The sequence below is a fragment of the Pseudomonas sp. 910_21 genome, assembly GCF_052850735.1.
Map to the genome: position 1 here is coordinate 456,251 of NZ_VXCY01000003.1, position 13,420 is coordinate 469,670.

Sequence of the window (13,420 nt, forward strand, 5' to 3'; positions counted from 1 at the left end):
CCGGGTGCTTCAACGTTTCAGCCCAGGCGCTCTACCGCAGGCAATTGCATCGCCTCGACCTCACCCTGGAGAAAGTCGCTGAGACGACGCAAACGTTCACCTCCCGGCCGGGTCTTGGGCCACACCAGGTAATAGTTCAAGCCGCTGGCGACGGCAGTCGGCCAGGGCAGGCTCAAGCGACCTTGAGCGACATCCTCGGCCACCATCAGCAGGTCCCCCATGGACACGCCGTAGCCCCGAGCCGCCGCAATCATCCCCAGCTCCAGAGTGTCGAACACCTGCCCGCCCTTGAGGGAAACCTGATCCGTGAGCCCCATCTGCTCCAGCCAACTGCGCCAGTCCCGCCGGTCAGGAGTCGGATGCAACAACTCCGTGGCCGCCAGCCGCGCCACATCCCAGGGCAGGTCTTCGAGCAGATTCGGAGCGCCCACCGGGACCAGTAACTCCGGGAACAGGTAGCTGGCTTCCCAATCCGGTGGAAAGTGTCCGTTGCTCAGCAGTACCGCACAGTCGAAGGGTTCCTGGTTGAAGTCCACGGAATCCACATCCATCCAGGCACTGGTGAGCTGCACTTCGTTGCCCGGCTGCAGATGGCGGAAACGGCTGAGGCGCGCCAGCAACCAGCGCATGGTCAGGGTCGACGGCGCCTTCATGCGCAGGATGTCGTCTTCGGCCCGCAAGGTATTGCAGGCCCGCTCCAGGGCACCGAAGCCCTCGCGGATGCCCGGCAGCAGCAAACGCGCCGCTTCGGTCAGTTGCAGATTGCGCCCACTGCGCTGGAACAGCCGGCAAGCGAAGTGCTCCTCCAGGGTGCGGATATGCCGGCTGACAGCACTCTGGGTAATGGACAGCTCCTCGGCCGCCCGGGTGAACGAGCTGTGCCGCGCCGCTGCTTCAAAGGCACGCAGGGCATAAAGAGGAGGAAGACGGCGGGACATGGATGCGCTCCGGCAGCGGAATGACGCAACGCTACCAGAAAGTCGTTCGCATGAGTTTTAATCATGCCAGCAAGTATTTTTATCCCTTTGTGCTATGGCCCAGAAGCGCCGAGAATCAGCCCTCTCCCCGACTTTACCCTGATCGAGCCTGATGACCATGCAGCATCCAGCACGTACCGAACTCTGGGCCATCCTGCGGCTGGCGGGGCCGCTGATCGCCTCCCAGCTGGCGCACATGCTGATGGTTCTCACCGACACCCTGATGATGGCCCGCCTCAGCCCCGAAGCCCTGGCCGGCGGCGGTCTGGGCGCCGCCAGCTATTCCTTTGTCTCGATTTTCTGCATCGGCGTGATTGCCGCGGTAGGCACCCTGGTGGCGATTCGTCAGGGCGCCGGAGACATCGAGGGCGCCGCCCGCCTGACCCAGGCCGGCCTGTGGCTGGCCTGGATCATGGCCCTGGTCGCCGGCCTGCTGCTGTGGAACCTCAAACCGCTGTTGCTGCTGTTTGGCCAGACCCCAAGCAACGTCCAGGCCGCCGGCCAGTTCCTGCTGATCCTGCCGTTCGCCCTGCCCGGCTACTTGAGTTTCATGGCCTTGCGCGGTTTTACCAGCGCCATCGGCCGGGCGACGCCGGTGATGGTCATCAGCCTGGCAGGGACTGTGGCCAACTTCCTGCTCAACTATGCATTGATCACCGGCATGTTCGGCCTGCCGAAACTCGGCCTGGTGGGCATCGGCCTGGTGACCGCCATCGTTGCCAACTGCATGGCGCTGGCACTGGCCTGGCACATCAAGCGCCATCCGGCCTACGCCGCGTACCCGTTGCGCCAGGGTCTGGCCCGGCTGAACACCCATTACCTGCGGGAACTGTGGCGCCTGGGCCTGCCCATTGGCGGCACCTATGCGGTGGAAGTCGGGTTGTTCGCCTTCGCCGCGCTGTGCATGGGCACCATGGGCAGCACCCAGTTGGCGGCGCACCAGATCGCCCTGCAGATCGTGTCGGTGGCGTTCATGGTGCCGGCTGGCATCTCCTACGCCATCACCATGCGCATCGGCCAGCACTACGGTGCCGGACAACTGCTGGATGCAAGGTTGGCCGGACGGGTCGGCATCGCCTTCGGCGCGGTGGCGATGCTGGGGTTCGCGATGATTTTCTGGCTGCTACCCAACCAGTTGATCGGGCTCTTCCTGGACCACAATGACCCGGCCTTCGCCGAGGTGATTCAACTGGCGGTGAGCCTGTTGGCGGTGGCGGCCTGGTTCGAGCTGTTCGATGGCACCCAGACCATCGCCATGGGCGCGATCCGCGGCCTCAAGGATGCCAAGACCACCTTCCTGGTGGGCCTGGGCTGCTACTGGCTGATCGGTGCCCCTTCGGCGTGGCTGATGGCCTTTACCCTGGACTGGGGACCGACCGGTGTCTGGTGGGGACTGGCCCTGGGCCTGGCCTGCGCGGCCATCAGCCTGACCCTAGCGTTCGAGTGGCGGATGCGCCGCATGATCAAGCGCGAGCCCGTGGCAGCGGCGATGAACCTTCAGACCAGCAGCGCGGATTGACAGGGAGCTGATCACCGCCGCCCAAGGCGGTGGATCAGCACCGGTATCAGTCGCTTAAAGCGTCCCTTCCTGCAGCGACTGCTGGCTGCTGCCGAACGTCAGGTACTCCATCAGATCAGCCAGGGGCAGCGGCTTGCTGATCAGGTAGCCCTGGACCTGATCGCAGCCAAAGCCTCGCAGCAACGCCAGTTGCTCCGCGGTTTCCACCCCCTCGGCCACCACATCCAGATTGAGGTTGTGGGCCAGGTTGATCATGGCGTGCACCAGTTTGCGGTTCTCTTCACGCTGCTCCATGCCCCCGACAAAGCTCTTGTCGACCTTGAGCAGGGTGATCGGCAGGCTGTTGAGGTGGACGAAGGAAGAGAAACCGGTACCGAAGTCGTCCAGGGAAAAACGCACCCCCAGGCGCCCGAGGGCATCCATGGTCTGCTTCACCAGATCGCTGCGGCGCATCACTGCGGTTTCCGTCAGCTCGAACTCCAGCCACTGGGCTTCAACCCCGCGCTCGGCAATCAGCCGGCTCAGGGTCGAGAGCAACTGGCTGTCCTGGAACTGGCGGAACGACAGGTTGACCGCCATATGCAGCGAAGGCAGCCCGCGCTCGCGCAGGGCCTGCATGTCTCGTAGAGCACGGGAAATCACCCAGTAGCCCAGGGGCACGATCAGCCCGCTCTGTTCCGCCAGGGGCACAAACTCGCTGGGAGGCAGCAGGCCGCGCTCGCCGTGACGCCAACGCACCAGGGCTTCGAGGCCGACAATCTTGCCGTCATGCAGGTTCAGCCGCGGCTGGTAATGCAGCTCCAGCTCGTCACGGCGCAAGGCCCGACGCAGCTCGCTTTCCAGATCGGCAAGGCTGCGAGCGTTGCGATTGATCCGCTCGTTGAAGATATGAAAGGTGCAACCCTGGGTGCTCTTGGCCTGCTGCATGGCGATATGTGCATGCCACATCAACGGGTCGGCGCCGGCATTGGCCCGGGCATGAGCAATCCCCAGGCTGCAGCCGATCAACAGGCTTTCGCCGTCGACCCAATAGGGTTCGGCCATGGCTTCGGTGATGCGTTCGGCCATCCATTCGGCACGCTGCGGCGCGCGGCGGGTGTCGATCAGCAAGGCAAACTCGTCGCTGCCCAGGCGGGCCAGTTGGTCACCGGCCTCCAGCTGGCTCTTGAGCCGCGACACCACCTGCAGGATCAGCCGGTCACCGGCCTGGTGGCCGAGGGCATCGTTGGCGTGACGGAAGTTATCCAGGTCCAGGTGCCCCAGGGCCAGGCCGCGACCATCGTTTTCCGCCAGCCGCGCGGCCAGCAGGGTCTGAAAGCCCTGCCGGTTGGCAATACCGGTCAGGGGGTCCTGCTCGGCCAGGCGTTGCAAGGTGTTTTCCAGCACACCGCGCTCACGCACATGACGCAGGCAGCGGCGCAGGGCATCGGTACTCAGGCAGGAACCCACCAGCCAGTCGCTGACGCCCACCGGGGCCACCGAGGGCTCATGGTCCAGCAATAGAATGGTGGGCAAACTGCAACGCCCGGGACCGGGCTGCAGGCGTGGAATGGTCAACAGGACCGCATTGCGATCGTCTTCGAACAAACGACTGACCGACTCCCAGGTGGGAGCACTGATCAATACCACCGAGTCTCCCAACGGAGCGACACACTCGCGCAACAACGCTGTCCACACAGGCTCTTCGGCCAGTAGCAGCAAACGCAAGGGTTCGACAGGCTTAGACAAGCTAGCTCCCTAGACTCTGCAAAATAAGTTGGCGGCGGGCATTATGGCGCGCAAATAAGCAATAACAATTGATATTGATTATCATACGCAATTTCTTGTACCGCTCTAACTCGAACATTAGACGCATATTCAGCGCGCATCCTGAGGGAAAGTATCAAAACCGGCAAATTTAGATAGCGTTGTGCGTCACAAGTCGGAGAGAGCAGCAGAATCTGTCCAGCCTGTTAAAATGCCCGCCCTTTTCGTAACCGATCCCTTTTTACTGTCATGTCCCGACTCAATCCCCGGCAGCAAGAAGCCGTGAACTATGTCGGCGGCCCTCTTTTGGTGCTCGCCGGCGCAGGCTCCGGCAAGACCAGCGTGATCACCCGCAAGATCGCGCACCTGATCCAGAACTGCGGCATCCGCGCCCAGTACATCGTCGCCATGACCTTTACCAACAAGGCCGCGCGGGAAATGAAGGAGCGGGTCGGCACCCTGCTGCGCAGTGGCGAAGGTCGCGGCCTGACCGTGTCGACCTTCCACAACCTGGGCCTGAACATCATCCGCAAGGAGCATGCGCGGCTGGGCTACAAGCCGGGCTTCTCGATCTTCGACGAGACTGATGTCAAGGCCCTGATGACCGACATCATGCAGAAGGAGTATTCCGGAGACGACGGCGTCGACGAGATCAAGAACATGATCGGCTCGTGGAAGAACGACCTGATCCTGCCCGCCGAAGCCCTGGAAAATGCCCGCAACCCCAAGGAACAGACTGCGGCCATCGTCTATACCCACTACCAGCGCACGCTCAAGGCGTTCAACGCGGTGGACTTCGACGACCTGATCCTGCTGCCGGTGAAGTTGTTCGAAGAACACGCCGACATCCTGGAAAAATGGCAGAACAAGGTCCGCTACCTGCTGGTGGACGAATACCAGGACACCAACGCCAGCCAGTACCTGCTGGTGAAGATGCTCATCGGCAAGCGCAACCAGTTCACCGTGGTGGGCGACGACGACCAGTCGATCTACGCCTGGCGTGGCGCGCGCCCGGAAAACCTGATGCTGCTCAAGGACGACTATCCGTCCCTGAAAGTGGTGATGCTGGAGCAGAACTATCGCTCCACCAGCCGTATCCTGCGCTGTGCCAACGTGCTGATCTCCAACAACCCCCATGAGTTCGAAAAGCAGCTGTGGAGCGAGATGGGCCACGGTGACGAAATCCGCGTGATCCGCTGCCGCAACGAAGATGCCGAGGCCGAACGGGTGGCGATGGAGATCCTTAGCCTGCACCTGCGCACCGACCGGCCCTACAGCGACTTCGCCATTCTTTACCGGGGCAACTACCAGGCCAAACTGATCGAACTGAAGCTGCAGCACCATCAGGTGCCCTATCGTCTGTCCGGCGGTAACAGCTTCTTCGGACGCCAGGAAGTAAAGGATCTGATGGCCTACTTCCGCCTGATCGTGAACCCGGACGACGACAACGCCTTTCTCAGGGTGATCAACGTGCCGCGCCGGGAAATCGGTTCCACGACCCTGGAAAAACTCGGCAACTACGCCACCGAGCGCAAGATCTCGATGTACGCCGCCACCGATGAAATCGGCTTGGGCGAGCACCTGGACAGCCGTTTCACCGACCGCCTGGCGCGCTTCAAGCGCTTCATGGACCGGGTCCGCGAACAATGCGCCGGCGAAGACCCGATCTCCGCCCTGCGCAGCATGGTCATGGACATCGACTACGAGAACTGGCTGCGCACCAACAGCTCCAGCGACAAGGCCGCAGACTACCGGATGGGCAACGTCTGGTTCCTGATCGAGGCCTTGAAGAACACCCTGGAAAAAGACGAAGACGGCGAAATGACCGTCGAAGACGCCATCGGCAAGCTGGTCCTGCGGGACATGCTGGAACGCCAGCAGGAAGAGGAAGACGGCGCCGAAGGTGTACAAATGATGACCTTGCATGCCTCCAAGGGCCTGGAATTTCCCTACGTGTTCATCATGGGCATGGAAGAGGAAATCCTCCCGCACCGCTCCAGTATCGAAGCCGACACCATCGAGGAAGAACGACGCCTGGCCTACGTGGGCATTACCCGTGCTCGCCAGACCCTGGCCTTCACCTTCGCAGCCAAGCGCAAGCAATACGGTGAAATCATCGACTGCGCGCCGAGCCGATTCCTCGATGAACTGCCCCCGGACGATCTGGCCTGGGAAGGCAACGACGACACGCCGACCGAAGTCAAAGCCGTTCGCGGCAATAGCGCTTTGGCGGATATACGCGCGATGTTAAAGCGCTAAAATCGACTATTTTTAACTGACCTTTGGCGCAACAGGCGCTATTTGAGGAAGCTCCGTGGAAGCACTGCACAAGAAAATTCGCGAAGAAGGCATCGTGCTTTCCGATCAAGTACTGAAAGTCGACGCCTTTCTGAACCATCAGATCGATCCGCAGTTGATGAAGCTGATCGGCGACGAATTCGCCACGCTGTTCAAGGACTCGGGCATCACCAAGATCGTCACCATCGAAGCCTCGGGGATTGCCCCGGCGATCATGACCGGTCTGAACCTGGGCGTGCCGGTGATCTTCGCCCGCAAGCACCAGTCCCTGACCCTGACCGAGAACCTGCTGTCGGCCACCGTGTACTCCTTCACCAAACAGGTGGAAAGCACCGTCGCCATCTCCCCACGGCACCTGACCAGCAGCGACCGCGTACTGATCATCGATGACTTCCTGGCCAACGGTAAGGCGTCCCAGGCGCTGATCTCGATCATCAAGCAGGCCGGTGCCACCGTGGCCGGCCTGGGCATCGTGATCGAAAAGTCCTTCCAGGGCGGCCGTGCCGAACTGGACTCCCAGGGCTACCGCGTGGAATCCCTGGCCCGGGTCAAATCCCTGGCTGGCGGCGTGGTCACCTTCATCGACTAACCCCGCCCGCCTTGTGGGAGCTGGCTTGTGTAGGAGCTGGCTTGCCAGCGAAGACGCCCTTGAGAGCAATGCAAGACTTGATGGCCCATTCGCCGGCAAACCGGCTCCTACGACAAGGTGGTTGCCGTGGCCTGCAGGCCAGCCAGCAGGAAACGCTGGTACAGGTCTTCACGCAGGCCTTCGGGCTTCTCCAGCCCCATGCGCTCAAGGTGCGCCGGGAATGCCTCAGGCTCCGGCGCATCGAGTGCCGCCTTGCCCAGCTCGAGGATCTCGCTGAGCTTGAACTTGCTCTTCAGCCAGTTCAGCGCCCGCAGTAGGTCACGCTCTTCATCGCTGAAATCACTGCCCAGCGGATACTCTGGAAACAGGTGGCTGTGACGTGCCTGAATATTCTGCAAACGCTGTGGGCTGTTGTCGGTAAAACGCGGATCCAGACGAAAATCCTTTGGCAGTTTTCCGGCTTTCTGTGCCTGCTCCATCAACCCCGGCTGAAAGCGTGAGTCGCTGATATTGAGCAGCGCCTCGATCACTTTCGCATCCGTTTTACCCCGCAGATCGGCAATACCGTACTCGGTGATCACGATGTCCCGCAGATGGCGCGGGATGGTGCAATGGCCGTACTCCCAGACAATGTTGGAACTGACCTCGCCAGCGGACTCACGCCAGCTGCGCAGGATCAGCACCGAGCGAGCATCGTGCAGAGCATGGCCCTGGGCAACGAAGTTGTACTGCCCGCCAACACCACTCAGTACCTTCCCGCCCTGCAACTGATCGGACACCGCCGCCCCCATCAGGGTCATGGTGAAGGCACTGTTGATGAATCGTGCGTCCCGACGCTGCAGGCGCTTGAGGGCCTCGTCGCCATAGAGTTCGTTGATGTAGCTGATGGCGGTCATGTTGAACTCCGCCAGCTTGCCCTTGGGCAGCTCTCGCAGCCGCTGATAGAAACTGCGCGGGCCAAGGAAGAAACCACCGTGGACCGAAACCCCGCCAGCCGTGGCCGGGTCCAGGGTGCCGGCGTTGGCTTGTTGTTGCAGCTCCAGGGTCGGGTAGACCTTGCGCCGCACGATGCCGGCATCCGCCAGGGCCAGCAGACCGTTGACGAACATTTCACTGCAACCGTAAAGGCCTTGGGCAAAGGGCTCGACGCCACCTTCACGGTCAATCAGCGACTGCCATTGGTTCACCTGCAGGTCCGTCAATAGGGCTCGATAACCGTCGTTGTCAGCCTGCCGCGCCAGCAAGGCTGCGGTCAGTGCATCACCCATGGAGCCGATGCCGATCTGCAGGGTGCCGCCGTCGCGCACCAGGGTGCTGGCATGCATGCCGATGCAATGATCCTGAATCCCCACCGGCATGTTCGGCGTGGAAAACAGAGTGCTGTGCTCTTCTTCGTCGATCAGCAGGTCGAGGTCCGCCGCGTCGATCTCGGAGTCCCCGGGCATATAAGGCAGGTCGCTGTGTACCTGACCGAGAATCAGGATGGTCTCCCCTGCGGCACGGCGCTTGGCGATCATCGGCAGCATGTCGAGGGTGATATCCGGGTTGCAGCTCAGGCTCAGACGGCCGGGGTGTTGCGGATCGCGGGCCAGCAGTTGCGCCACCAGGTTCAGGCCGGCGGCGTTGATGTCCCGGGCTGCATGGCTGTAGTTGCTGCTGACGTAGTCCTGCTGCGCTGCGGCGCTGTGTAAAAGGCTGCCGGGCTGCATGAAGAACTGCTCGACGCGGATGTTCGCCGGCAGGCTGTCGCGGTGCAGGTCGGCGAGATAATCCAGTTCCGGGTAGTTGCCGAACACCCGCTCCACAAAGGGTTCGAGAAAGCGCTTCTGCAAGCCGTCGCCCAGGGACGGACGGCCCAGGCTCAGGGCGGTGTAGATCGTCAGTTGGCGTTCGGGCAATTGGGCAATGCGGCGATACAGGGCGTTGGCAAAACGGTTGGGTTTGCCCAGGCCCAGGGGCATGCCCATGTGAATGTGTTGCGGCAAACGGGCGAGCACTTCATCTACCGCATGCTCGATAGAACAGGATTGCAGCATCTGACCCTCCGGGGACCATCCATGAATTGAGGTTGGACCGAGCTTGCCGGGAGTTTGCTGCGTTGAACAGTGCACAGGCTGAATTACGCCCACAAAAAAGCCGCTCGTAAGCGGCTTTTTCGCTGAAGATGGCGGCTTATTTCAGGCCGGACATCTTCTGGATAGCACCTTTGAGCTCGTCATCGGAGCAATCCATGCAAGTGCCTTTAGGCGGCATGGCGTTGATACCGGTGATGGCCTTGGCCAGGATGCCGTCGAGGCCGCCCTGGTGATCGGCGCGCTCTTTCCAGGCTGCGGTGTCACCGATTTTCGGTGCGCCCAACAGGCCGGTGCCGTGGCAAGCATTGCAGTGCTTGGCGATCACGTCATCCGGGGATTTCGCCCCACCGCCGCCGCCAGCAGAAGCAGCGACTTCCATACCCTTGCATTCCTGCCCCTGGACGCAGACCTGGCCAACAGGCTCAAGACGCTTGGCAATGTCATCATTAGTCGCAGCTTGAGCGCTGACTGCCCAAAGGGCCAATACGGTTGCTGGTGCGGCCAGCATTTTCATAATTAGGTTCACGCGTACACCCTCAATGGTGGCTAGTCACGCCTGCGGCCACGGTTTCGCAGGCGGGCGAAAGTATAACGGTTAGCCCGCCACACTGAAACAACCCCAAAGTCGAAGGGGTCTTAATCGCGGCGAAATGTCGCTGGGGCCCTCTCTGCAAGCCTTGCAGGATGCCTCTTGGTCTAGAAATTCGCCGGAGTGGCTGCGCTGATTAGTCGCGCCGGAGCATCGAACGGATTACGAAAACGGTGCGGCTTCGTACTCTCAAAGTAGTAGCTGTCACCGGCTTCGAGGACAAATGTTTCCAGCCCTACCACCAATTCCAGGCGACCCTCGAGGAGAATCCCGGTTTCTTCGCCGTCATGGGTGAGCATCTCTTCGCCAGTGTCGGCGCCCGGCGGATAGATCTCGTTGAGAAAGGCAATGGCGCGACTTGGATGGGCCCGGCCCACCAGCTTCATGGTGACTGCACCATCGGAGATATCGATCAGTTCGTGGGCCTTGTAGACGATCTGAGAAGGCGTTTCCTGGAGAACTTCCTCGGAAAAGAACTCGACCATGGACATGGGAATGCCGCCCAGCACCTTTCGCAGTGAGCTGATCGAGGGGCTGACACTGTTCTTTTCGATCATTGAAATGGTGCTATTGGTGACGCCCGCGCGCTTGGCGAGTTCACGCTGGGAAAGACCTTTCAGTTTACGGATGGATTGTAGTCGTTCACCGACGTCCAATGCGGCAGCCTCCTAGGCGGGAATCAGGCGTTGTTGTAATTGAGCGTTATCATGGCGACAGCGTTCAGTATTTACAACACTTGGCCCCGATTCCCCCGAGGGCAGGCGACTTTCGGTACAACCCGCGCAATCTCAGTCTTCGCAGTACACCAGCGGCACCCGACGCAGGTTGCAGAACAGCTGATAAGGGATGGTATCGGCGGCCAGGGCGACCTCGCTGGCGAGGATGTTCTTGCCCCATAGCTCAACGGTGGAACCTAGCCCGGCCTGAGGCACATCCGTCAGGTCGACACACAGCATGTCCATGGACACCCGGCCCAGCAGGCGGCTGCGCTGACCGTCCACCAACACTGGAGTGCCGGTTGGCGCGTGGCGTGGATACCCATCGGCATAACCCATGGCGACCACGCCGATGCGCATCGGCTTGTCGGTGATGAACTTGGCGCCATAGCCAACCGGCTCGCCGGCGGGCAGCTCACGCACACAGATCACCTTGGATTCCAGGGTCATGACCGGCTGCAGACGCTCTGCCACGGAGTTGTTTTCTTCGAACGGCGTGGCACCGTAGAGCATGATGCCCGGGCGAACCCAGTCACTTGGCACGCTGGGCCAGCCCAATACTGCGGGCGAATTGCGCAGGCTGATCTCGGCCCCCAGCCCCTGGCGAGCCGCCTCGAATACCGCGACCTGCTCACTGCTGCGTGGGCAGTCCAGCTCATCAGCGCGAGCGAAGTGGCTCATCAGCACGATCTTCTCGACCTTGCCGCTGGCCTGCAGCCGTTGATAGGCCGCCTGGTAATCCTTGGGATGCAGGCCAACCCGGTGCATGCCCGAATCCAGCTTGAGCCAGACCGTCAGCGGCTTGGCCACCGGCGTCTGCTCGATGGCCTCGAGCTGCCACAGCGAATGCACCACACACCAGAAATCATGCTCGACGATCAGCGCCAGCTCAGAGGCTTCGAAGAACCCCTCCAACAACAGCACCGGCGCACGGATGCCGGCGGCGCGCAGTTCCAGGGCTTCCTCGATACAGGCCACGGCAAAGCCATCGGCCTCGCTCTCCAGCGCCTGGGCGCATCGCACCGCGCCATGACCGTAGGCATCGGCCTTGATCACCGCGAGAGCGCGAACACCCGAAACTTCACGGGCCAGTTGGTAGTTATGACGCAGGGCTTGGAGATCGATCAGGGCACGGGCAGGACGCATGGCGGCAGACTTCTAGGCGGTCATGGGGAATAAAAAACCGGTGCTGGATGACGGCGGACCACCACCGGCACCGGGAGAGGGATCTTGTCGCTTAAGGCAGAGCGGCCACTACCGACAGCTCGATGAGGATTTCCGGCTCACAGAGCTTGGCTTCCACAGTAGCCCGGGCCGGTGCCACGCCTTTTGGCAACCACTGGTCCCAGACACTGTTCATGCCTTCGAAATGGGCATCGATGTCCTTCAGGTAGATGGTCACCGACAGCAGCTTGCTTTTGTCGGTGCCGGCCAGGTCCAGCAGACGCTCGATGTTGGCCAGGGTCTCCCGAGTCTGCTGTTCAATTCCGGCCTGCAGATCGTCACCGACTTGCCCGGACAGATACACCGTACCGCTGTGAACGACGATCTGACTCATACGCTCATTGGTGAGCTGGCGCTGGATTGACATGTTTAGCTGACTCCTGAGGGTTGCCGTAACGGGAAATATCGAGGCCTTCGGCGCTGATCTGCGGCTTTTTCTTGGCCATCAGGTCCGCAAGCAAACGACCGGAACCACAGGCCATGGTCCAACCGAGGGTCCCATGGCCGGTGTTCAAGAACAGATTGCGCAACGGCGTGGCACCGACGATTGGCGTGCCATCCGGGGTGGTAGGACGCAGCCCGGTCCAGAAACTGGCCTGGGACAGATCACCGCCCTGAGGATAGAGATCGTTGACGATCATCTCCAGCGTTTCGCGCCGGCGTGGGTTCAGCGAGAGGTCAAAACCGGCTATTTCAGCCATGCCGCCGACCCGGATACGGTTATCGAAACGGGTGATCGCAACCTTGTAGGTCTCGTCGAGGATGGTCGAAGTCGGAGCCATCGCCGGGTTGGTGATCGGCACGGTCAGGGAATAGCCCTTGAGCGGGTAGACCGGGGCCTTGATGCCCAGCGGCTTGAGCAGTTGCGGCGAATAGCTGCCCAGCGCCAGCACGTAGCGGTCGGCGGTTTCCAGCTTGCCGTCGATCCATACGCCATTGATCCGGTCGCCGGCGAAGTCGAGGCGCTGGATGTCTTGGCCAAAACGGAACTCCACACCCAGCTTGATGGCCATTTCGGCCAGGCGAGTGGTGAAGATCTGGCAGTCGCCGGTCTGGTCATTTGGCAGACGCAGGGCACCGGCAAGGATGTCGGTGACGTTGGCCAGAGCCGGTTCGACCCGGGCAATGCCCTCGCGATCCAGCAGCTCGAACGGCACGCCGGATTCCTTGAGCACGGCGATGTCTTTCGCCGCGCCGTCCAGTTGCGCCTGGGTGCGGAACAGCTGGGTGGTGCCCAGGCTGCGGCCTTCATAGGCGATACCGGTTTCCGCCCGCAGTTCGTCGAGGCAGTCACGGCTGTATTCGGACAGACGCACCATGCGCTCTTTGTTCACCGCATAACGGCTGGCGGTGCAGTTGCGCAGCATCTGCGCCATCCACAGGTATTGATCGATATCGGCGGTGGCCTTGATTGCCAGCGGTGCGTGGCGCTGCAGCAGCCATTTGATGGCCTTGAGCGGCACGCCCGGAGCAGCCCAGGGCGAGGCATAGCCAGGGGATACCTGACCGGCGTTGGCGAAACTGGTTTCCATGGCTGCAGCCGGCTGGCGGTCCACCACGGTCACATCAAACCCGGCTCGAGCCAGGTAATAGGCACTGGTGGTTCCGATAACGCCACTGCCCAAGACCAGAACGCGCATTTTCATATCCCTCATCGCGGCTTGACCGCTGACGTTTGTTATTCAGA

Annotated in this window: 11 protein-coding genes; 3 read left to right on the forward strand and 8 right to left on the reverse strand. The window is 61.5% G+C overall.

Going from position 1 to position 13,420, the window contains the following annotated elements; translation table 11 throughout:
• Positions 1–17: 17 nt before the first annotated feature.
• Positions 18–938, reverse strand: a complete 921-nt coding sequence (locus FW796_RS12125) for a LysR substrate-binding domain-containing protein (RefSeq protein WP_404937899.1) — start codon at positions 936–938, stop codon at positions 18–20.
• Positions 939–1,095: 157 nt separating this feature from the next.
• Here FW796_RS12125 and FW796_RS12130 point away from each other — a divergent pair, with 157 nt between their 5' ends.
• Entirely contained in the window at positions 1,096–2,496 is a 1,401-nt protein-coding gene (locus tag FW796_RS12130; RefSeq protein WP_346633402.1) for a NorM family multidrug efflux MATE transporter, read from the forward strand.
• Positions 2,497–2,550: 54 nt separating this feature from the next.
• On the opposite strand, the gene FW796_RS12135 is transcribed toward FW796_RS12130, so the two are convergent.
• Positions 2,551–4,224: a putative bifunctional diguanylate cyclase/phosphodiesterase gene (locus FW796_RS12135; RefSeq protein ID WP_346633403.1), complete on the reverse strand. Its 1,674-nt coding sequence runs from the start codon at positions 4,222–4,224 to the stop codon at positions 2,551–2,553.
• Positions 4,225–4,491: 267 nt separating this feature from the next.
• Between FW796_RS12135 and rep the strand changes: the two genes are divergently transcribed.
• Together rep and FW796_RS12145 are read left to right on the forward strand one after the other, a co-directional pair.
• A complete protein-coding gene (gene rep, locus FW796_RS12140; protein ID WP_346633404.1) occupies positions 4,492–6,501 on the forward strand; it encodes a DNA helicase Rep in 2,010 nt (669 codons plus the stop codon).
• A 55-nt stretch (positions 6,502–6,556) separates the two neighbouring features.
• Positions 6,557–7,129 (forward strand): xanthine phosphoribosyltransferase, encoded by a 573-nt coding sequence (locus FW796_RS12145; RefSeq protein ID WP_346633405.1) that lies wholly within the window; start codon positions 6,557–6,559, stop codon positions 7,127–7,129.
• Between the two features lie 107 nt (positions 7,130–7,236).
• Here FW796_RS12145 and FW796_RS12150 read toward each other — a convergent pair whose 3' ends face one another.
• The 6 genes from FW796_RS12150 to dadA form a co-directional block, all read right to left on the reverse strand.
• A complete protein-coding gene (locus FW796_RS12150) occupies positions 7,237–9,165 on the reverse strand; it encodes an acetyl-CoA hydrolase/transferase C-terminal domain-containing protein (RefSeq protein ID WP_446439392.1) in 1,929 nt (642 codons plus the stop codon).
• A 136-nt stretch (positions 9,166–9,301) separates the two neighbouring features.
• Positions 9,302–9,718 carry a c-type cytochrome gene (locus FW796_RS12155; protein WP_123726819.1) on the reverse strand — a complete coding sequence of 139 codons (417 nt, stop codon included), beginning with the start codon at positions 9,716–9,718 and terminating at the stop codon, positions 9,302–9,304.
• Between the two features lie 182 nt (positions 9,719–9,900).
• Positions 9,901–10,449 (reverse strand): cupin domain-containing protein, encoded by a 549-nt coding sequence (locus tag FW796_RS12160; RefSeq protein ID WP_123726820.1) that lies wholly within the window; start codon positions 10,447–10,449, stop codon positions 9,901–9,903.
• Between the two features lie 132 nt (positions 10,450–10,581).
• Positions 10,582–11,655, reverse strand: coding sequence for an alanine racemase (gene alr, locus FW796_RS12165; RefSeq protein WP_346633407.1), 1,074 nt, complete (start codon positions 11,653–11,655; stop codon positions 10,582–10,584).
• Positions 11,656–11,746: 91 nt separating this feature from the next.
• Entirely contained in the window at positions 11,747–12,100 is a 354-nt protein-coding gene (locus FW796_RS12170) for a RidA family protein (protein ID WP_346633408.1), read from the reverse strand.
• The gene (gene dadA / locus FW796_RS12175; protein ID WP_346633409.1) at positions 12,072–13,373 is read right to left on the reverse strand and encodes a D-amino acid dehydrogenase; all 1,302 of its coding nucleotides are present in this window, start codon (positions 13,371–13,373) and stop codon (positions 12,072–12,074) included. The genes FW796_RS12170 and dadA overlap by 29 nt, the downstream gene beginning before the upstream one ends.
• Positions 13,374–13,420: the final 47 nt, after the last annotated feature.

Coding starts and splice junctions, on each gene's coding strand:
- FW796_RS12125 (WP_404937899.1), bottom strand. CDS start 938: ATGTCCCGCCGTCTTCCTCCTCTTTATGCCCTGCGTGCCTTTGAAGCA.
- FW796_RS12155 (WP_123726819.1), bottom strand. CDS start 9,718: ATGAAAATGCTGGCCGCACCAGCAACCGTATTGGCCCTTTGGGCAGTC.
- rep (WP_346633404.1), top strand. CDS start 4,492: ATGTCCCGACTCAATCCCCGGCAGCAAGAAGCCGTGAACTATGTCGGC.
- dadA (WP_346633409.1), bottom strand. CDS start 13,373: ATGCGCGTTCTGGTCTTGGGCAGTGGCGTTATCGGAACCACCAGTGCC.
- alr (WP_346633407.1), bottom strand. CDS start 11,655: ATGCGTCCTGCCCGTGCCCTGATCGATCTCCAAGCCCTGCGTCATAAC.
- FW796_RS12150 (WP_446439392.1), bottom strand. CDS start 9,165: ATGCTGCAATCCTGTTCTATCGAGCATGCGGTAGATGAAGTGCTCGCC.
- FW796_RS12130 (WP_346633402.1), top strand. CDS start 1,096: ATGCAGCATCCAGCACGTACCGAACTCTGGGCCATCCTGCGGCTGGCG.
- FW796_RS12170 (WP_346633408.1), bottom strand. CDS start 12,100: ATGTCAATCCAGCGCCAGCTCACCAATGAGCGTATGAGTCAGATCGTC.